General features: G+C 59.7%; 15 protein-coding genes. 5 read left to right on the top strand and 10 right to left on the bottom strand.

Annotation, left to right across the window (positions count from 1 at the left end; translation table 11 throughout):
- Positions 1–60 precede the first annotated feature (60 nt).
- Both cysI and cysJ read right to left on the bottom strand, forming a co-directional pair.
- Positions 61–1,776 carry an assimilatory sulfite reductase (NADPH) hemoprotein subunit gene (gene cysI / locus ACJ8IL_RS12065; protein ID WP_025301610.1) on the bottom strand — a complete coding sequence of 572 codons (1,716 nt, stop codon included), beginning with the start codon at positions 1,774–1,776 and terminating at the stop codon, positions 61–63.
- A complete protein-coding gene (gene cysJ, locus ACJ8IL_RS12060) occupies positions 1,776–3,578 on the bottom strand; it encodes an NADPH-dependent assimilatory sulfite reductase flavoprotein subunit (protein ID WP_147823050.1) in 1,803 nt (600 codons plus the stop codon). The genes cysI and cysJ overlap by 1 nt, the downstream gene beginning before the upstream one ends.
- 436 nt (positions 3,579–4,014) lie before the next feature.
- Between cysJ and queD the strand changes: the two genes are divergently transcribed.
- A complete protein-coding gene (gene queD / locus ACJ8IL_RS12055) occupies positions 4,015–4,374 on the top strand; it encodes a 6-carboxytetrahydropterin synthase QueD (RefSeq protein ID WP_004932638.1) in 360 nt (119 codons plus the stop codon).
- Between the two features lie 26 nt (positions 4,375–4,400).
- Here the strand turns inward: queD and ACJ8IL_RS12050 are convergent, their stop codons facing one another.
- A complete protein-coding gene (locus ACJ8IL_RS12050) occupies positions 4,401–4,910 on the bottom strand; it encodes a GNAT family N-acetyltransferase (RefSeq protein ID WP_185742327.1) in 510 nt (169 codons plus the stop codon).
- 41 nt (positions 4,911–4,951) lie between these two features.
- The gene (gene queE / locus ACJ8IL_RS12045; RefSeq protein WP_004932641.1) at positions 4,952–5,623 is read right to left on the bottom strand and encodes a 7-carboxy-7-deazaguanine synthase QueE; all 672 of its coding nucleotides are present in this window, start codon (positions 5,621–5,623) and stop codon (positions 4,952–4,954) included.
- Positions 5,624–5,946: 323 nt separating this feature from the next.
- On the opposite strand from queE, the gene ACJ8IL_RS12040 reads away from it, so the two are divergent.
- From ACJ8IL_RS12040 to ACJ8IL_RS12025, 4 genes are all read left to right on the top strand, one after another.
- Positions 5,947–7,287: an MFS transporter gene (locus ACJ8IL_RS12040; RefSeq protein ID WP_025301605.1), complete on the top strand. Its 1,341-nt coding sequence runs from the start codon at positions 5,947–5,949 to the stop codon at positions 7,285–7,287.
- 375 nt (positions 7,288–7,662) lie between these two features.
- Positions 7,663–9,354, top strand: coding sequence for a urocanate hydratase (gene hutU / locus ACJ8IL_RS12035; protein ID WP_025159649.1), 1,692 nt, complete (start codon positions 7,663–7,665; stop codon positions 9,352–9,354).
- On the top strand, positions 9,351–10,886 hold the full coding sequence (hutH, locus tag ACJ8IL_RS12030) for a histidine ammonia-lyase (RefSeq protein ID WP_025301604.1): 1,536 nt from the start codon (positions 9,351–9,353) through the stop codon (positions 10,884–10,886). Before hutU ends, hutH begins: the two co-directional genes overlap by 4 nt.
- 102 nt (positions 10,887–10,988) lie before the next feature.
- Positions 10,989–12,383 (top strand): amino acid permease, encoded by a 1,395-nt coding sequence (locus ACJ8IL_RS12025; protein ID WP_442516562.1) that lies wholly within the window; start codon positions 10,989–10,991, stop codon positions 12,381–12,383.
- Positions 12,384–12,420: 37 nt separating this feature from the next.
- Here ACJ8IL_RS12025 and ACJ8IL_RS12020 read toward each other — a convergent pair whose 3' ends face one another.
- The 6 genes from ACJ8IL_RS12020 to mazG form a co-directional block, all read right to left on the bottom strand.
- Complete coding sequence (locus ACJ8IL_RS12020; protein ID WP_442516561.1) at positions 12,421–13,617, bottom strand: methionine gamma-lyase; 1,197 nt, start codon at positions 13,615–13,617, stop codon at positions 12,421–12,423.
- Between the two features lie 30 nt (positions 13,618–13,647).
- On the bottom strand, positions 13,648–14,052 hold the full coding sequence (locus ACJ8IL_RS12015; RefSeq protein ID WP_080271238.1) for a hypothetical protein: 405 nt from the start codon (positions 14,050–14,052) through the stop codon (positions 13,648–13,650).
- Positions 14,049–15,239 (bottom strand): NAD(P)/FAD-dependent oxidoreductase, encoded by a 1,191-nt coding sequence (locus ACJ8IL_RS12010; protein WP_442516560.1) that lies wholly within the window; start codon positions 15,237–15,239, stop codon positions 14,049–14,051. Before ACJ8IL_RS12010 ends, ACJ8IL_RS12015 begins: the two co-directional genes overlap by 4 nt.
- Positions 15,240–15,525: 286 nt before the next feature.
- Positions 15,526–16,821: a phosphopyruvate hydratase gene (eno, locus tag ACJ8IL_RS12005; RefSeq protein ID WP_025301599.1), complete on the bottom strand. Its 1,296-nt coding sequence runs from the start codon at positions 16,819–16,821 to the stop codon at positions 15,526–15,528.
- An 81-nt stretch (positions 16,822–16,902) separates the two neighbouring features.
- Positions 16,903–18,540 (bottom strand): glutamine hydrolyzing CTP synthase, encoded by a 1,638-nt coding sequence (gene pyrG / locus ACJ8IL_RS12000; RefSeq protein ID WP_004932674.1) that lies wholly within the window; start codon positions 18,538–18,540, stop codon positions 16,903–16,905.
- A 351-nt stretch (positions 18,541–18,891) separates the two neighbouring features.
- Positions 18,892–19,686, bottom strand: a complete 795-nt coding sequence (gene mazG, locus ACJ8IL_RS11995; RefSeq protein WP_025301598.1) for a nucleoside triphosphate pyrophosphohydrolase — start codon at positions 19,684–19,686, stop codon at positions 18,892–18,894.
- Between the last annotated feature and the right edge of the window lie 80 nt (positions 19,687–19,766).

Genomic DNA, 19,766 nt, shown 5'->3' with positions numbered 1-19,766 from the left:
TTGTCTCTCCTGATGCTTGAAATTACCTGCGCGGCCCCTCTGCCCAGAGGCCGCCCGGCCTCACTCCCAGAAATCTCGCGCCGGATCCAGCACCGGTTTGACGATGCCCGCACGCACGGTGAAGTCGCCGAAGCCTTCGCCGCCGTTGCGCTCCTCCGCCCAGCGCCCCACCAACAGGTCGATCTCGTTCAGGATCTCGTCTTCGTTGATGTTCTCGCGGTACATGCGCGGAATGCGCGTGCCTTCGCGGTTGCCGCCCAAATGCAGGTTATAACGGCCGACCGCCTTGCCCACCAGCCCCAGCTCCGCCAGCAGCGCGCGGCCGCAGCCGTTCGGGCAGCCGGTAATGCGCAGCACGATATGCTCGTCGCCCACCCCGTGCCGATGCATGATCCCCTCCACCTTGGTGACGAACTGCGGCAGGAAGCGCTCGGCCTCCGCCATCGCCAGCGGACAGGTCGGGAACGACACGCAGGCCATCGAATTCTTGCGTTGCTCGCTGATCTCGTCGTCGATCAGGCCATGATCGCGCGCTAGGGCTTCGATCTTCGCCTTCTCGCTTTCCGGCACGCCGGCGATGATCACGTTTTGGTTCGCCGTCAGACGGAAGTCACCTTTATGGATCTTGGCGATCTCCGCCATGCCGGTCTTCAGCGGGCGCCCCGGATAGTCCAGCAGGCGGCCGTTCTCGATAAACAGCGTCAGGTGCCATTGATCGTCGATGCCCTTCACCCAACCGATGCGATCGCCGCGGCCGGTGAATTCATACGGCCGGATCGGCGCGAAAGTAATGCCGGCGCGCTTTTCCACTTCGGCGCGGAAAACATCTACCCCGACGCGCTCCAGCGTGTATTTGGTCTTGGCGTTCTTGCGATCGGTGCGGTTGCCCCAGTCGCGCTGCGTGGTCACCACCGCTTCCGCTACCGCCAGCGTATGTTCGAGCGGAATGTAGCCGAACTCGCTGGCCTGGCGCGCGTAGGTTTTCTTGTTGCCGTGTTCGATGGACAGCCCGCCGCCCACCAGCAGGTTGAAGCCTACCAGCTTGCCGTTTTCGGCGATCGCCACAAAGTTCATGTCGTTGGCGTGCAGATCGACGTCGTTCTGTGGCGGGATCACCACCGTGGTTTTAAATTTGCGCGGCAGGTAGGTCGGCCCCAGAATCGGTTCTTCGTCGGTGGTGGCCACCTTTTCCTGATCCAGCCACACCTCGGCGTAGGCGCGGGTGCGCGGCAGCAGGTGTTCGGAGATCTTCTTCGCCCACTCGTAGGCTTCCTGATGCAGCTCGGACTCCACCGGGTTGGAGGTGCACAGCACGTTGCGGTTCACGTCGTTGGCGGTCGCCAGCGCGTCCAGCCCCAGGCGGTTCAGCAGCTGGTGCACCGGTTTGACGTTGCCTTTCAGGATGCCGTGAAACTGGAACGTCTGGCGGTTGGTGATGCGAATGCTGCCGTACAGCGTGCTCTCCTGCGCGAACTTGTCGATGCCCAGCCACTGCTGCGGGCTGATGATGCCGCCCGGCAGGCGACAGCGCAGCATCATGGCGTGGCGCGGCTCCAGCTTCTGCTCGGCGCGTTCGGCACGAATGTCACGGTCATCCTGCTGGTACATGCCGTGAAAACGGATCAGCAGGAAGTTGTCGCCGTTGAAGCCGCCGGTCAGGCCGTCGTTCAAATCTTCGGCGATGGTGCCACGCAGGAAGTTGCTTTCCTTCTTCATGCGCTCCGCATCGGCCAGTTTGCCTTCGACTACCAAAGGCCCGGGGTGTTTATCACTCATCAGTAAACATCTCGCTGATAACGGCGCTCAAGGCGCAGCTCACTTAAAAATTCATCCGCCTGCTCGGTATCCATGCCACCGTGCTCGGCCACCAGTTCCAGTAATGTGTTTTCCACGTCTTTCGCCATGCGATTGGCATCGCCGCAGACGTAAATGTGCGCGCCTTCCTGAATCCAGCGCCACACTTCTGCGCCCTGTTCGCGCAGTTTGTCTTGTACGTATATTTTATGTTGCTGGTCACGGGACCAGGCCAGATCGATGCGGGTCAGCAGGCCGTCTTTCACGTAGCGCTGCCATTCGACCTGGTACAGGAAATCTTCGGTAAAGTGCGGGTTGCCGAAGAACAGCCAGTTCTTGCCGCCGGCGCCGTCGGCGTCGCGCTGCTGCATAAAGGCGCGGAACGGCGCGATGCCGGTGCCCGGGCCAATCATGATCACCGGCGCTTCCGGATTGGCCGGCAGGCGGAAGTTGTCGTTGTGCTCGATAAACACACGCACGTCACCGTCTTCGTCCAGGCGATCCGCCAGGAAGCCGGAGGCGCCGCCGCTGCGGGCGCGCCCGTCGATGTCGTAACGCACCACGCCCACGGTGATGTGCACTTCGCTTTCGTTCTCCGCCTGCGAAGAGGCGATGGAGTACAGGCGCGGCGTCAGCGGACGCAGCAGCCCGACCAGCTGTTCGGCGCTCAGATCCGCCGGCGCCTGGCGCACCATGTCGACGATCGGCGTGTTGTGCGCATACTGCTGCAGCGCAGCCTTATCCGCCAACAGACCGATCAGCGTTTCGTCGCGCGACAGCGCGGCGTATTTATCGACGATCGGCGTGGTGTTCTGCGTCAGTTCGAAATGGCTGCGCAGCGCCTGCGCCAGCGGCAGGGTCTGCCCTTCCACCTCGACCGGCTCGTCGCCTTTCAGCCACAACAGCTGCACCAGTTCGTCCACCAGCGCCGGATCGTTGTCGAACCATACGCCGAGCGCATCGCCCGGCTGATAGCGCAGGCCGGAGTCGCCCAGATCGATCTCGATATGGCGCACGTCTTTATCCGACGCGCGGCCGGTAATTTTCTGCTTGACCGCCAGTTGGGCGGTGAGCGGTTGTTCCTTGCTGTACGGACTGCTGTCGATCAGGTCAACCGCGCCGCTGGCCAACACGCCCGGCGCAGCGCTTTCCGCCGGCGCGCGCGCCTTCAGCACCGACACCACCTGTTTGCGCCAGGCGGCGGCCAGCTCCTGGTACTCCACGTCGGCATCTACGCGCTCCACCAGGCGCTCGGCACCCAGCTCGGCCAGCTTGCCGTCGAAATCTTTACCTGACTGGCAGAAATTCTCATAAGAGGTGTCGCCTAACCCGAACACCGCAAACGCGGTGTCATTGAGCTTCGGCGCCTTCTTCGAGAACAGGAATTTATGCAGCGCCACCGCTTCTTCCGCCGGTTCGCCTTCCCCTTGTGTGGAGGCGACGATCACCAACAGGCGCTCTTGAGCGATCTGCTTGAACTTGTAGTCGCCGGCGCTGACCAACGTGGCGCTCAGATTGGCGGCCAACAGATCGTCGCGCAACTGCTCCGCCAGGCGGCGCGCATTGCCGGTCTGCGAAGCGGAAATGATGGTGATGGCGGCCGCAGCCGCAGGGGCGGCAGGCGCAATGGCCACGGCTCCGGGCTGTTGATTGACCATGCCCCAAAAATAACCGGACAGCCACGCCAGCTGCGTCGGCGAATAGTCGCCGATCGTTGCCTGCAAGCGCGCCAGCTGTTCGGGCGTCAGCGGGAGCAAAGATGTTGGAGGAGCCTGAGTCGTCATTGCTGTACTTATTTCCTATACTTAGCGCCTTTCCTGCCAGGCGCGCGCCAGTGCCAGTCGCTGTCTCTTCGCTGCGTCGGGTGTGCGGAAAAGATCAGGAGAGTTTGTAAGGTTACCGAGCAGAATAGCAACGATTAAATAAGGGATAGCAATAAATCATAACCAAAATGACTAAGCTGTTTTTCTGGTAAGGGATAACGCTTAAACCGTTAAACAAAGTTTTTTATCCAGATGAAAATAAAGCACTTTTTTTCATCATTTTTTCACCGTTCAACATTTCGGCTCATAACCCCAGCCGATAGGTGCCGCAGACACCAAACAAAAAAAGTGTTAACCGGGTGCGTTTGCCGTGGCGGTAGACCATAACGGTATAAATGGCAAGCAGGCGCGCTTTCCGGTACTATGCGGCGGTTTTTGAGTCAATGAGGCCGTAATAATGGCAACCACGCTGTTTAAAGATTTTCAGTTTGAAGCCGCACACCGTTTGCCGCATGTACCGGAGGGCCACAAATGCGGCCGTCTGCATGGGCATTCGTTTATGGTGCGTCTGGAAGTGACCGGTGAAGTGGACCCCCACACCGGTTGGGTGATGGATTTCGCCGAGCTCAAGGCTGTGTTTTCCCCGATCTGGGAGCGGCTGGATCACCATTATCTGAACGATATTCCAGGATTGGAAAATCCCACCAGCGAAGTGCTCGCCGCCTGGATTTGGCAGCAGCTCAAGCCCCAGTTACCGGAACTGACTGCGGTGATGGTGAAAGAGACCTGTACGGCGGGATGCGTATATAAAGGTTGATGCCGTGAGGGTATGTGCAGATACCCTCACACTACCTCGCCTTGCAGATCCAGGTGCCGCGCCGCCCAGGGCCTTTCCGACAGGCTCAACGCCATTCCCCCGCGATAGACAAACGTTTTGCTCTCGCCATCCTCAATGAACGCCGTCTCGTTTTCCATCGCCCGATAGCCGGCGCCGGTATAGTATTTTTCGCTTACCGCAAACAGTATGGAATATGCGATCCCTTTACTGCGCAGAGAGTCATGCGCCTGCACCAACATTTTTGCGGCCACGCCGCGGCGGCGATGCGTTTGTGCCACGGCCACCAGCCCGATGATGCCAATCACCTCGGCCTCACCGTCAATCAGCACCGGCCGCTCATGCACCGCCAGTTGGCCGACGATCGCCTCACCTTCCGTGGCGATCACCAGGCAAACCGGCGCATGCTGCAGATAAAATCCGTCGGTTATCTCGGGGAAAGCGTCGGACAACAGTGAGCGAATCGACCGCAATTCCGCTTCCGTCACCGCCTCGAATGCACGCGATAAAATCTTCACCGGCAACTCCTGTCTCGTTCTAACGCTTCCGGCCAATAAACTCAGGCGATATTCAGATATTTGTGGGTCTGCATCGACAGCCGCCAGTTGCGCGCAATGCAGGTTTCGATACACAGGCGGGTCGCCTCTTCTTTCTGGCTGATCGGCTGCAGCGCAATAATCCGCGCCTTGTCGTCCTGCAGCGTCGCCAGCAGCGCGTCGAGCGCCTCGATGTCGCGCTCGCGCGCCACCGGATGCTTCACCTCGTCGGCGCGCCGCAGCGCCTGATCCAGCACTTTCATGCCGCCGCGCATATTCACCTTGGGCGAAACCGTCACCCAGGTGTTGGCGGAGCAGCGAATTTCGTGGGTGCCGCTGGTCTCAATCTGGCAACGGTAGCCGTGCTGTTCGAACAGCTCGGTCAGCGGCGCCAGATCGTAAATGCAGGGTTCGCCGCCGGTGATCACCACATGACGCGCGGTGTAGCCTTGTTGGCGCATCACCGCCAACAGCTGCTCGGCGCTGGCATTGCCCCAGGCGTCGCTCTCTTCTGTTTTGACCAGGATCCGTTGCAGGTCGACTTCCCGATGGGCTTCCTTTTCCCAGGTATGTTTGGTATCGCACCAACTGCACCCTACCGGGCAGCCCTGCAGGCGGATGAAAATGGCCGGCACGCCGGTGAAAAAGCCTTCGCCCTGCAAGGTTTGGAACATCTCGTTGATCGGGTACTGCATCGGTTTCTCAATCTGGAAAAGTAAAAAGCGATTATCGCAGATTCCGGCCCGGCGACCAAACGGCCAAAATTGTATTAAATTTTATCCTCCGCGCCGCCATCAGCATATCTCACCGCCAATGGCGTTCATTTAATTTGTTAACCGGTCTTTGGCCTTTCATCGGCGGTGCAACCTGCTCCACAGAAAACAACACGCAGTTAACAAATAAGATAATTATATTTGACATAAAGCGCTGACGCGCAGATGTATATACAAGCAAACACAAGCCGAGCGCCAGTTTCGGCCACGTTCCATCACGACTACATCTGCGTTTAGAGGGTGCCATGACTCATTCCACCAGCGAGTTAAACATTCAACAGGCCATCGACGACAGCAAGTTTTCGCTGTTTCACTGGACCCTGATCATTCTCGGATTCCTGATCCTCGCCATCGACGGTTTCGATACCGCCGCCATGGGCTATATCGCCCCCTCGGTCGCCAAAGACTGGGGCATCGTCAAACAGGATCTGGGGCCGGTGCTGAGCGCCGCGCTGCTGGGGCTGTCGCTCGGCGCGCTGATCGCCGGGCCGATCTCCGACCGCATCGGCCGCAAGCGCGTGCTGGTGTTTTCCTGCCTGTTCTTCGGCCTGTCGAGTTTGGCCACCGCCTACGCCGGTTCGCTCAACAGCCTGACGCTGTGGCGCTTCCTCACCGGCCTCGGGCTGGGGGCGGCGATGCCCAACGCCATTACCTTGATCTCCGAATACGCGCCGCAGCGCTGCCGTTCGCTGGCGATCAACACCATGTACTGCGGCTTTCCGCTGGGCGCAGCCGGCGGCGGCGCCATTTCATCGTGGCTGATCCCGAGCTACGGCTGGCACAGTGTGCTGCTGCTCGGCGCCATCGCGCCGCTGGTATTGACGGTTCTGCTGATCCTGCTGCTGCCGGAGTCGGTTAAATATATGGTTAACCGCGGCCAGGATGCGGCGAAGATCAAGCGCATCGCGCAGCGCTTCGTTAGCCGGAGCCTCGACGGCGTGACGCGTTTTTACCTGTACGAAGAGAAGCTGGCGCAGACCAAAACCAGCGTCGGCCTGCTGTTCAGCCGCCCCTATCTGCTCGGCACGCTGATGCTGTGGCTGACCTACTTTATGGGGTTGGTGATCTACTACGTGTTGCTGAGCTGGATGCCGATCCTGATGCAGGGATTGGGTTACCAGTTGGAACAATCGGCGATGCTCACCTCGCTGTTCACCTTCGGCGGCACGCTGGGCATTCTGGTGGCCGGCTGGCTGATGGATCGCTGGAATGCGCATAAAGTGGTCTCGAGCGGCTTTGTCGTCACCGCCCTGCTGATCGTGGCGATGGCCACCGAAGATAAACAGATCGTGCTGCTGGGCGCCTTCATCTTCCTGATGGGCGTCACCATGAACGGCGCGCAGTCCGGGCTGCAAACGCTGGCGGCGACCTTCTACCCGACCCACAGCCGCGCCACCGGCATCGCCTGGATGCAGGGCATCGGCCGCTTCGGCGGCGTCGCCGGCACCATGATGGGCGCCCAACTGCTGGCGATGCAGTGGGAAGTGCAGAGCATCCTGATGTTCCTGTGCGTGCCGGCGCTGATCGCCGCCATCGCCACGGTGTGCAAGATGAGCCGCAAACCGACGCTGCAGCCGGCCGCCTGACCCTTGCAAGCCCGCCCACGGCGGGCTTTCTTCCTTCGGTGATAGGGCTTTTTTATCCTGCGCCGTCAACTGTAATCAGACTGTAAAAATATTGTGACTAGCCGCCCAAAAATGAGTCAATTTTAATTCATTTTTGCCGAACAGCTCACTTTTCTCCGGCTTTCCGTACCTGGGACCGGCGATAAAAACTCGCATATCAACCTGATATAAAAAGAAAATAACTTTTTCTTATGCCACTTTTCAGCGGCAACTGGTCAGTGTTGCATATGCTTGTACATACAAGTATATGTTAATAAGCCCTACGCATTGTTATGCCGTGGTACTCATCCCCACCGCGGCATGGAATCTGCACCGATACTGTTTGAGGAAACTGCTGTGACTACAAATAACAAAGTTCGCAATGTCGATGTACGCGCGCCACGCGGCACACAATTAAACGCAAAAAGCTGGCTGACCGAAGCGCCGTTACGCATGCTGATGAACAACCTCGATCCTGAAGTTGCGGAGAACCCACACGAGCTGGTGGTGTACGGCGGCATCGGCCGCGCCGCGCGCGACTGGGATTGCTACGACAAGATCGTCGAAACCCTGAAAACGCTGGAAGAAGACGAAACCCTGCTGGTGCAGTCCGGCAAACCGGTCGGCGTATTCAAAACCCACAGCAACGCGCCGCGCGTGCTGATCGCCAACTCCAACCTGGTGCCGCACTGGGCAACCTGGGAACACTTCAACGAACTGGACGCCAAAGGCCTGGCGATGTACGGCCAGATGACTGCCGGCAGCTGGATCTACATCGGCAGCCAGGGCATCGTTCAGGGCACCTATGAAACCTTCGTTGAAGCGGGCCGCCAGCACTACGACGGCAGCCTGCAGGGGCGCTGGGTGCTGACCGCCGGTCTGGGCGGCATGGGCGGCGCGCAGCCGCTGGCCGCGACGCTGGCGGGCGCCTGCTCGCTGAACATCGAATGTCAGCAGAGCCGCATCGATTTCCGTCTGAAAACCCGCTACGTCGATGAGCAGGCCAAAGATCTGGACGACGCGCTGGCCCGCATCAAGAAATACACCTCAGAAGGCAAAGCCATCTCCATCGCTCTGTGCGGCAACGCGGCGGAAATCCTGCCTGAGCTGGTGCGCCGCGGCGTGCGCCCGGACATGGTCACCGACCAGACCAGCGCCCACGATCCGCTGAACGGCTACCTGCCGAAGGGCTGGAGCTGGGAAGAGTATCGCCAGCGCGCGCAAACCGAGCCGGCCAAAGTGGTCGCCGCCGCCAAGCAGTCGATGGCCGATCACGTCAAAGCCATGCTGGCGTTCCAGCAGATGGGCGTGCCAACCTTCGACTACGGCAACAACATTCGCCAGATGGCGAAAGAAACCGGCGTCGACAACGCCTTCGACTTCCCGGGCTTCGTGCCGGCCTACATCCGTCCGCTGTTCTGCCGCGGTATCGGGCCGTTCCGCTGGGCGGCGCTGTCCGGCGATCCGCAGGACATCTACAAAACCGACGCCATGGTGAAAGAGCTGATCCCGGATGACGAACACCTGCACCGCTGGCTGGACATGGCGCGCGAGCGCATCAGCTTCCAGGGCCTGCCGGCGCGCATCTGCTGGGTTGGCCTCGGCCAGCGCGCCAAGCTGGGCCTGGCGTTCAACGAGATGGTGCGCCGCGGCGAACTGTCCGCCCCGATCGTCATCGGCCGCGACCACCTGGATTCCGGCTCCGTTTCCAGCCCGAACCGTGAAACCGAAGCGATGAAAGACGGTTCCGATGCGGTTTCCGACTGGCCGTTGCTGAACGCCCTGCTGAACACCGCCAGCGGCGCCACCTGGGTTTCCCTGCACCACGGCGGCGGCGTCGGCATGGGCTTCTCCCAACACTCCGGCATGGTGATCGTCTGCGACGGCACCGACGAGGCCGCCGAGCGCATCGCCCGCGTCTTGCACAATGACCCGGCTACCGGGGTCATGCGTCACGCCGACGCCGGTTACGATATCGCTATCGACTGCGCCCGCGAGCAAGGCCTGAACCTGCCGATGGTTGCCGCGACCCAAGGAGAAAAAGCATGAAAGCGCTGACTATTCGCCCAGGCAAACTGACGCTGGCCCAGCTACGCGACGTGTATCAACATCCGGTGACGCTGACGCTGGACGACAACGCCTACGGCCCTATCCAACAGAGCGTGGCCTGCGTGGAACGCATCGTTGAAGAAAACCGCACCACTTACGGCATCAACACCGGGTTTGGCCTACTGGCTTCGACCCGCATCGCCCGCGACGATTTGGAAAACCTGCAGCGTTCGATCGTGCTGTCACACGCCGCCGGCGTGGGCGAGCCGACCGACGACAACCTGGTGCGCCTGATCATGGTGCTGAAGATCAACAGCCTGTCGCGCGGCTTCTCCGGCATTCGTCTGGAAGTCATTCAGGCGCTGATCGCGCTGGTCAACGCCGAAGTTTATCCGCATATTCCGCTGAAAGGCTCAGTCGGCGCCTCCGGCGACCTGGCGCCGCTGGCGCACATGAGCCTGGTGTTGCTGGGCGAAGGCCAGGCGCGCCATCAGGGCCAATGGCTGCCGGCGACCGAAGCGCTGGCCAAAGCCGGCCTGAAACCGCTGACGCTGGCGGCGAAAGAGGGCCTGGCGCTGCTGAACGGCACCCAAGTCTCCGCCGCCTTCGCGCTGCGCGGCCTGTTCGATGCCGAAGATCTGTTCGCCGCTGCGACCGTGGCGGGCAGTCTGACGGTGGAAGCGGCGTTGGGCTCTCGCAGCCCGTTCGATGCGCGTATCCACGAGGTGCGCGGCCAGCGCGGCCAGATCGACGCCGCCCTCGCCTATCGCCACCTGCTCGGCGCGCGCAGCGAAGTCTCCGACTCGCACCGCAACTGTGAAAAAGTGCAGGATCCTTACTCCCTGCGCTGCCAGCCACAGGTGATGGGCGCCTGCCTGACGCAGATCCGCCAGGCCGCCGAGGTGCTGGAAATCGAAGCCAACGCCGTCTCCGATAACCCGCTGGTGTTCGCCGAACAGGGCGACGTGCTGTCCGGCGGCAACTTCCACGCCGAACCGGTAGCGATGGCCGCCGATAACCTGGCGCTGGCGTTTGCCGAAATCGGTTCGCTGTCCGAACGCCGCATCTCGCTGATGATGGACAAACACATGTCGCAACTGCCGCCGTTCCTGGTGGAAAACGGCGGCGTGAACTCCGGCTTCATGATCGCCCAGGTCACCGCCGCGGCGCTGGCCAGCGAAAACAAAGCGCTGGCGCATCCGTCGAGCGTCGACAGCATCCCGACCTCCGCCAACCAGGAAGACCACGTCTCCATGGCGCCGGCCGCCGGTCGCCGCCTGTGGAGCATGGCGGACAACGTGCGCGGCATTCTGGCGGTCGAATGGCTGGCCGCCTGCCAGGGCCTGGATTTCCGCAACGGCCTGAAGACCTCGGAAGGTCTGGAGCAGGCGCGCCGTCTGCTGCGCGAGCATGTCAGTTTCTACGACAAGGATCGTTTCTTCGCCCCCGACATTGAAGCCGCCAGCCAACTTTTGGCGGCCGGTCACCTGACATCGCTGCTGCCTGCGGCGCTGCTGCCTAGCCAGGCATAATCATCACACACTGAATCACGCAGTTTGTTCTGCCCCGCCGGGTGCATTCCACCCGGCGCGGGCAGCGCGTGCCTGTTCGGCAAACACTTAACGGGAAACAACATGCGTAACGAAACGACACAACTCAGACGCGGACTAAACGCGCGGCATATCCGTTTCATGGCTCTCGGCTCGGCGATCGGCACCGGCCTGTTCTATGGCTCCGCCGGCGCCATCCAGCTGGCCGGCCCGGCCGTGCTGCTGGCCTACCTGGTGGGCGGCGCGGCGGTGTTCATGGTGATGCGCGCACTGGGTGAAATGGCGGTACACCAGCCGGTTTCCGGCTCGTTCGGCCACTACGCCAGCCACTATCTCGGCCCGCTGGCCGGGTTCCTCACCGGTTGGACCTACACCTTCGAAATGGTGATCGTCGCCCTGGCGGACGTCACCGCCTTCGGCATTTATATGGGGCTGTGGTTCCCGGAGGTCGCTCAGTGGGTTTGGGTGCTCAGCATCATCCTGTTTATCGGCGCGCTCAACCTGTGCAGCGTCAAGGTCTTCGGCGAGCTGGAGTTCTGGCTGTCGCTGGTCAAAGTCGCCGCCATCGTGGCGATGATCGTCGGCGGTGCGGCGGTGATGCTGTTCGGTTTCGGGCAAACCCAGCACGCCACCGGTATCAGCAACCTGTGGCAACACGGCGGCTTTATGCCTAACGGCTTCGGCGGTGTGGTCGCGTCATTGGCAGTGGTGATGTTCGCCTTCGGCGGCATCGAGATCATCGGCATTACCGCCAGCGAGGCGAAAGACCCCGCCAAAGTGCTGCCGAAGGCGATCAACGCCGTACCGGTGCGCATCCTGCTGTTTTACGTGCTGACGCTGACGGTGCTGATGGCGATCTATCCGTGGAACAGTATCGGCCAGAACGGCAGCCCGTTCGTCGAGATTTTCAGCAACCTTGGCATCAGTTCCGCCGCCAACGTGCTGAACGTGGTGGTGATCACCGCGGCCATTTCGGCCATCAACAGCGACATCTTCGGCGCCGGCCGCATGATGTACGGCATGGCGCAGGACGGCCAGGCGCCGCGCAGCTTCACCAAACTGACCGCCAGCGGCGTGCCGTGGATGACGGTGCTGGTGATGTCAGTCGCCCTGCTGCTGGCGGTGGTGCTCAACTACCTGATCCCGGAGAAGGTCTTCATGATCATCGCCTCGATCGCCACCTTCGCCACCGTCTGGGTGTGGCTGATGATCCTGCTGTCGCAGATCGTCATGCGCCGCACGCTGTCGCCGGAAGAAACTCGTCAGTTGAGCTTCCCGGTGCCGTGGTGGCCGGTGGCGCCGGCATTGGCGACCGCCTTTATGGCGTTCGTCATCGGCCTGCTCGGCTACTTCGAAGAGAGCCGCATCGCGCTGTACGTCGGGCTGGTGTGGATCGCTTTACTCACCGTGGCTTACTGGCTGTGGGTGCGCAAAAAAGGCGGCGGCTCGCCGGTGACCGCGGCGACGCAACAGATGTAACGCCCGCTGTTGATAAAACCCGCTGCGGCGGGTTTTTTTATTGCGCTTGCGCCAGCGCCTGCAGGATATCGGCCTGCAGATCGTCAAACGCCTCCAGCCCGGCGGACAGCCGCACCAGCCCCTCGCTGATGTGGTGCCGTTTCCGCTCTTCCGGCGTGTAGGCCGAGTGCGTCATGCTGGCCGGGTGTTGCGCCAGGCTTTCGCAATCGCCCAGGCTGACCGCGCGCAAAATGAGCTGCAGCGCATTGAGGAAGCGAATGCCTGCACGCATGCCGCCCCGCAGTTCAAACGCCAGCATGCCGCCGGGGCGCGCCATTTGCCGCTGCGCCAACGCATGCTGCGGGAAGTTCACCAGGCCGGGGTAATACACCCGCTCGACCGCCGGATGCTCCGCCAACATCTCTGCCAGGCGCTGCGCGTTATCGCAATGACGTTCCATGCGCAGCGGCAAGGTTTTCATCCCACGCAGCACCAGCGCGGCATCCTGCGCCGACAGTACCGCCCCGTTCATGTCCTTTAACCCCTCCAGACGGATCGCCTCGGCCAACGCCTGACGCGTCACCGCTATCCCGGCCAAGAGATCGCCGTGCCCGCCGAGGTACTTGGTCGCCGAGTGCACCACGATATCGGCACCTAACGCCAAGGGCCGCTGTAGATAGGGCGTGCAGTAGGTATTGTCCACCAGCAGCAGCGCCTGATGCCGATGGGCGATCTCCGCTACGGCGGCGATATCGACCAAGCGCATATTGGGATTGGCCGGGGTTTCGCAATACACCAGTCGGGTATGCGGACCCATGGCCGACGCTAGCCGCTCCGGCCGGGTCAGGTCAACGTGGGTTATCTTGACGCCGAAGCGTGCCAAGCCATGATGAAAGTAGCTGAAGGTACAGCCATAGACGGTTTCATCGACAATCAGCTCATCGCCCGGTCTGAGCAGCGTCCAGCAACACGCGGTGATCGCCCCCATACCGGAAGCGAACGCCACCGCCGCCTCCCCCTCCTCCAGGTTGGCGATGCGTTGCTCGAGCAGGGTTAACGTCGGATTGGCGATGCGCGAATAAAAGTACCCCGGCTCGGTGCCGGCAAAGCAGGCACCGCCGTATTCCGCGGTGGGAAAAGCAAACGTAGAGCTCATAAACACCGGCGGAGACAGTGCCCCCTGATACCGCTTCGGATCGTAGCCGTAATGAATAGCCCGGGTGGCAAAGTCGTGGCCAACTGCTGTAGCGGACATAACACAACTCCTTACCTGAGTGGGTGAAGCTTAATTCGTTGATTCATCCGAAAGGGCCGGCGGCAATGCGCTGTCTCGCGTGCGCTGGCCGATGATTTGTAAAGTACGCAGCAGCAGCGTCAACCCCAGCAGGGTATCCGGCTGCTTCAGCAAGGCGTACAGCGCGCGAAAACTGGCCGGCGGAGGATTCAATTGCAGCTCGCTGTGCGCCATCTGCAACGCAGTCCCCCCCTCCCAACCGACCGTAACCAGCCCTTCAAACACGCCGGCCAGTTTCTCCACCAGCGCGTTGTCGGCGATATCCACCACGTCCGACAACAGCGACAACAGATCGACCACGTTATCCAACCGCCCGCCCGCCAGCAGCGGCTGCAATTTCTCGAGCAACGCCGCCAATGATTGCAGGTCCGCCGCATGCACCGTGCTTTCCGTCATATCAGCCCCCTTACCGTGGCCCAGTAAAGGCCACGGTTAAACCCATTACGCAGCATGCCGCCTACCTTGGTGGCGGGCGTCGGCAGTACGTCATGCCGGTAGTCGTAGACCAGCGGCATGCCGGCATTCAGCCCCATTTGCGCGACCGCCTGCACCTTGCCATCGTAATGGCTCACGGGCTGGCCCAGCCGCATTTCCGCCACGATGTTGTCGGCAATGACCGGCGCCTGATTATGGCAAGAGCCGCCGGCCTTGCTGACCGGCAAATCCACGGTATCGCCGATCACATATACGCCCTGCAGACCGTAGACCTGCAGCGTTTGATGATCGGTTGGCAGCCAGCCTTCGCCGTTTTGACTCTCGCTCAACCCGGTATTGCGCACCGCCTCGACTGCGCGAATCGGCGGCGTTGCCATCAGAATGTCGAACGGCTGTTCTTCCCCTTCGGCGGAATAGGCGATGTTACGCTGGGCGTCTACCCGGCTGAGGGTAAACCCTCGCTGGTGGCGAATGTCGCGCGCGGCAAAAATGGCGGGCAGCGCTTCGCCGGTCGGCCGCTGCAAAAACAGGCAGTTGCGCAGCAGTTGGGAAATGGTCGGGTAGGTGTACACAATCTCTACCGCCTTGCGCACGCCGCGCCGCCGCAGGTAGTCGTCCAGCATCAAGGTGGTTTCGATCGGCGCAATGCCGCACTGATGGGGCACGTTGGGCGTTTCGGGGAAGGACACGGTGATGAAAATTCGGCCTTTTTCGATCGTCGCCAGCTTATGCGCCAGCCGCCTGGCGGCCTGATACTGATAAAAATGATCGCCCGCCTGCGCCAATCCTTCGATGCGTTCTGGCCAAGGGACACAGCCGGTAGCAAAGACCAGAAAGTCATAGGAATAAATTTTACCGCTTTGCGTAGCTATACTTCGCTGTTTTAAATCGAAAGATTGCGCTTTATCAACAATAAACTGTATTTCAGGCCGCAATAAACTCCGCTGTGAACGCGTGAGCTCTTGCTTGAAAAAAGCATTGAACGCCACATACATAAACGCCGGCTTGTAATAATGCAGCGGCGAATCCGATATCATTAATAACTCGACTTTATTATTAATAATCTCTTGGTGTAATTTTGCGGCCAATAAATTGGCCAGGATGGTGCCGCCGGTTCCACCGCCGGTAATGATGATTCGCTGTCGCATCAAGCCCCCGCTCAACCGGCCAGCAAGCCGGCAGTATTAAGGTATGGTGATGATGAAGTTCTACGGCAGAACGGCGAGAAATAAACTGCCTTATTGGCAGTCTAGTAACGAATAGTTATAAAGCAAATAAAATGGGAATATAAAAACGGGAAAGAGAGATATCGGAATAAATTTACCCCGTTAAAAACTACCGTTTTTAATAAATAACTACTGGTTAATATATCGGTTATAGCCACAAAAAAACCCGCCGCAGCGGGTTTTTATTTAACAACCGAATCGGTCGAACTTACTGGCCTTTAACTTCTTTCAGGCCGTTGAATGGCGCACGGTCACCCAGCGCTTCTTCGATACGGATCAGTTGGTTGTATTTAGCAACGCGGTCAGAACGGCTCATGGAGCCGGTTTTGATCTGGCCAGCCGCAGTCCCTACCGCCAGGTCGGCGATGGTCGCGTCTTCGGTTTCACCGGAACGGTGAGAGATCACCGCGGTGTAACCAGCGTCTTTCGCCATCTTGATTGCAGCCAGCGTTTCGGTCAGAGAACCGATCTGGTTGAATTTGATCAGAATGGAGTTAGCGATGCCTTTCTCGATGCCTTCTTTCAGGATCTTGGTGTTGGTCACGAACAGGTCGTCGCCCACCAGCTGAATTTTGTCGCCCAGCACTTTGGTCTGGTAAGCGAAGCCCGCCCAGTCAGATTCATCCAAGCCGTCTTCGATAGACACGATTGGGTACTGTTTGGTCAGCTCTTCCAGGAAGTGAGTGAACTCTTCGGAAGTGAAGGCTTTATTGCCTTCGCCGGCCAGCACGTATTTACCGTCTTTGTAGAATTCGGAAGCCGCGCAGTCCATCGCCAGAGTAACGTCTTTGCCCAGCTCGTAGCCCGCCGCTTTTACCGCTTCAGCGATAACGGCCAGCGCTTCGGCGTTGGAACCCAGGTTTGGCGCGTAGCCGCCTTCGTCGCCCACGGCGGTGTTCATGCCTTTGGCTTTCAGAACTTTCGCCAGGTGGTGGAACACTTCAGAACCGATGCGCACCGCTTCTTTCAGGGTCTTCGCGCCAACCGGCTGAATCATGAATTCCTGAATGTCGACGTTGTTGTCAGCGTGCTCGCCGCCGTTGATGATGTTCATCATCGGCAGTGGCATGGAGAATTTGCCTGGGGTGCCGTTCAGTTCAGCGATGTGCTCATACAGCGGCATGCCTTTAGAGGCTGCGGCCGCTTTCGCTGCTGCCAGGGAAACCGCCAGAATGGCGTTGGCGCCGAAGTTGGATTTGTTTTCGGTGCCGTCCAGATCGATCATGATCTTGTCGATGTTCGCCTGGTCTTTGGCATCTTTACCCAGTACTGCCTGAGCAATCGGACCGTTTACTGCAGCAACGGCTTTCAGTACGCCTTTACCCAGGAAACGAGACTTGTCACCGTCACGCAGTTCCAGCGCTTCGCGGGAACCGGTAGAAGCACCTGACGGCGCAGCAGCCAAGCCGACGAAACCGCCTTCCAGATGAACTTCGGCTTCAACAGTCGGGTTACCGCGGGAGTCGATGATTTCACGACCGATGACTTTAACGATTTTGGACATTAGGTTTTCCTCAGTACAAGTTAAACTAAAACTCCAGACAAACAGCGCGCGGTTCTCACCGCGCGCCGCCCACCAAATATTTTATTTCACCTGGCGCTTCTGATGCTCGCCTGCGGCTTTCACGAAGCCGGCGAACAGCGGATGCCCATCACGCGGCGTAGACGTAAATTCCGGGTGGAACTGACAGGCTACAAACCACGGGTGATTCGGCAGTTCAATGATCTCGACCAGCTTGTTGTCGGCGGAACGACCGGCGACACGCAGCCCTGCGGCTTCGATCTGCTTCAACAGCATGTTGTTAACTTCGTAACGGTGACGATGACGCTCGACAATGGTCGGTTCGCCGTACAGCTGACGCACCAGGCTGTTGTCGCTCAGGTTGCACTGTTGGCCACCTACGCGCATCGTGCCGCCCAAATCGCTTTCTTCGCTGCGCACTTCGACGTTGCCGTCTTCGTCGCGCCATTCGGTGATCAACGCCACCACCGGGTACTTACAGTCTGGCATAAACTCGGTGGAGTTGGCGTTTTCCATGCCGGCCACGTTGCGAGCGAACTCCATCAACGCCACCTGCATGCCCAGGCAAATGCCCAGGTAAGGAATGTTGTTCTCGCGCGCATAGCGTGCGGTCATCACTTTGCCTTCCACGCCGCGGTAGCCGAAGCCGCCCGGGATCAGGATCGCATCCAGCCCTTTCAGCACTTCCACGCCGCGGGTTTCTACGTCCTGCGAGTCGATCAGCTTGATGTTCACGGTCAGACGGTTTTTCAGCCCGCCGTGTTTCAGCGCTTCGATCACCGACTTGTAGGCATCCGGCAGCTCAACGTATTTGCCGACCATTCCGATGGTCACTTCGCCGCCCGGATTGGCTTCTTCGTAGATCACCTGTTCCCATTCGGCCAGGTTGGCTTCCGGTGCGTTCAAGCTGAATCGTTTACAAATATAATCGTCCAGCCCCTGAGATTTCAATAGGCCTGGGATTTTATAAATAGAATCAACGTCTTTCAGAGAGATAACCGCTTTTTCCGGCACGTTGCAGAAAAGCGCGATTTTAGCGCGTTCGTTAGCAGGAACCGCGCGATCGGAACGGCAAATCAGCACATCAGGCTGAATACCGATGGAAAGCAGCTCTTTTACGGAATGCTGGGTCGGCTTGGTTTTCACTTCGCCGGCCGCCGCCATGTACGGCACCAGCGTCAGGTGCATGTACAGAGTGTGCTCGCGGCCCACTTCCACCGCCATCTGACGGATGGCTTCGAGGAACGGCAGCGATTCGATATCGCCGACGGTGCCGCCGATTTCCACCAGCACCACATCGTGGCCTTCGCCACCTTCGATGATGCGCTCTTTGATCGCGTTGGTGATGTGCGGAATGACCTGCACGGTCGCACCCAGATAGTCGCCGCGGCGTTCTTTACGCAGCACGTCGGAGTAGATGCGGCCGGTGGTGAAGTTGTTGCGACGCGACATTTTGGTGCGGATGAAGCGCTCGTAGTGACCCAAATCCAGATCGGTTTCTGCGCCGTCTTCGGTGACGAAAACTTCCCCATGCTGAATCGGGCTCATGGTGCCCGGATCCACGTTGATGTACGGGTCCAGTTTCATGATGGTAACGTTGAGGCCACGGGCTTCAAGAATAGCCGCCAGAGAGGCTGCGGCAATGCCTTTACCCAGAGAGGATACGACCCCGCCGGTCACAAAAATATAATTAGTTGTCATGCTGAACCTGAGAGTTTAGGTTTAAAGACGATGGAAGAACCAGGACGGGAAAGTAGTATACCCGAACCTCTCCTGACCTACAAACGATCGTTTTGCTGTCCATCATCTCGGCCGCCCTCCCGTGTTCATCAGGGTTTACTCCGCCGGCGCCGCCTAAACCCTCTAGGAAATACAAAGAGTTAGCGGAGAAAATTTCTTTTTACCGCCCCTATCGAGCGATAAAACGCCTTAGATTTCAGTTTGTTGGCCTTTTGCTGCCGACGGCAGCCCTGCGCCTGTGACCTGACCGTAAGCTTAACCGTTTCAGCCTGAGTGAACCTTGTTTGCGATCAACATTGTCGTTGCAGCGATTCAACTTTCCTTGCGCTTCACCTGCTGCCAGGCGTCTTCCATCTGCTCCAGCGTGGCGTCCTCCAACCGCAGCCCGCGTTGCTGGACGATCGCCTCCACCTCCCGGAAGCGGCGTTCGAACTTGCGGTTCGCCGCCTGCAGCGCGTTCTCGGCCTTGTGGCCCAAATGGCGCGACAGGTTCACGGTGGCGAACAGCAGATCGCCGATCTCCTCTTCCAGCTTGCTCTCATCAACCACCGCCTGGCGGGCTTCGTGCATCACTTCGTCGATCTCTTCATACACTTTGTCCAGCACCGGGCCCAGCGTGTTCCAGTCGAAGCCGACCGAGGCGCAGCGTTTTTGGATCTTTTGCGCCTTCATCAACGCCGGCAACGCCTGCGGAATGTCGTCCAGCACCGAGTGCAGCGCTTTTTCGGCGCGCTCGCCGGCCTTGAGCTGCTCCCAGCGCGCCGCCACGGCTTCGCTGTCTCCGCCCTTGGCGTCGCCGAAGATGTGCGGATGACGGCGCTCCAGCTTGTCGCTGATGGCGGTGCACACCTCATCAAAATCGAACAGCCCCTGTTCCTGCCCCATCTGGGCGTAGAACACCACCTGGAACAGCAAGTCGCCCAGTTCGTCGCGCAGATCGGCGTAGTCCTGCCGTTCGATGGCGTCCAGCACTTCGTAGGTCTCTTCCAACGTATAAGGCGCAATGGTGGCGAAGGTTTGCTTGCGGTCCCACGAGCAGCCGAGCTGCGGGTCGCGCAGCGTTTTCATGATGTTCAGCAGACGCTGCAGCGGAGTGGATTGGGTCATAAAAAATCTCTGAGAAAGAATGGGGGCGCAGGGGAGCGCCCGCAGAATTCATGGATTTCGGGCCGCATCCGCTATCGATA

Origin of the sequence: Serratia sp. CY47444, assembly GCF_052168635.1 — a bacterium.
GTDB classification, from domain to species: Bacteria; Pseudomonadota; Gammaproteobacteria; order Enterobacterales; family Enterobacteriaceae; genus Serratia; species Serratia bockelmannii.
Note: the sequence above shows the minus strand (reverse complement) of the source record. Positions and strands in the feature narration are given on the sequence as shown.

What these genes read in the sequence shown, in the direction of transcription:
- cysI (WP_025301610.1), bottom strand. Translation starts at nt 1,776, where the DNA reads ATGAGTGATAAACACCCCGGGCCTTTGGTAGTCGAAGGCAAACTGGCC.
- cysJ (WP_147823050.1), bottom strand. Translation starts at nt 3,578, where the DNA reads ATGACGACTCAGGCTCCTCCAACATCTTTGCTCCCGCTGACGCCCGAA.
- queD (WP_004932638.1), top strand. Translation starts at nt 4,015, where the DNA reads ATGGCAACCACGCTGTTTAAAGATTTTCAGTTTGAAGCCGCACACCGT.
- queE (WP_004932641.1), bottom strand. Translation starts at nt 5,623, where the DNA reads ATGCAGTACCCGATCAACGAGATGTTCCAAACCTTGCAGGGCGAAGGC.
- ACJ8IL_RS12040 (WP_025301605.1), top strand. Translation starts at nt 5,947, where the DNA reads ATGACTCATTCCACCAGCGAGTTAAACATTCAACAGGCCATCGACGAC.
- hutH (WP_025301604.1), top strand. Translation starts at nt 9,351, where the DNA reads ATGAAAGCGCTGACTATTCGCCCAGGCAAACTGACGCTGGCCCAGCTA.
- ACJ8IL_RS12025 (WP_442516562.1), top strand. Translation starts at nt 10,989, where the DNA reads ATGCGTAACGAAACGACACAACTCAGACGCGGACTAAACGCGCGGCAT.
- ACJ8IL_RS12020 (WP_442516561.1), bottom strand. Translation starts at nt 13,617, where the DNA reads ATGTCCGCTACAGCAGTTGGCCACGACTTTGCCACCCGGGCTATTCAT.
- ACJ8IL_RS12015 (WP_080271238.1), bottom strand. Translation starts at nt 14,052, where the DNA reads ATGACGGAAAGCACGGTGCATGCGGCGGACCTGCAATCATTGGCGGCG.
- ACJ8IL_RS12010 (WP_442516560.1), bottom strand. Translation starts at nt 15,239, where the DNA reads ATGCGACAGCGAATCATCATTACCGGCGGTGGAACCGGCGGCACCATC.
- eno (WP_025301599.1), bottom strand. Translation starts at nt 16,821, where the DNA reads ATGTCCAAAATCGTTAAAGTCATCGGTCGTGAAATCATCGACTCCCGC.
- pyrG (WP_004932674.1), bottom strand. Translation starts at nt 18,540, where the DNA reads ATGACAACTAATTATATTTTTGTGACCGGCGGGGTCGTATCCTCTCTG.
- mazG (WP_025301598.1), bottom strand. Translation starts at nt 19,686, where the DNA reads ATGACCCAATCCACTCCGCTGCAGCGTCTGCTGAACATCATGAAAACG.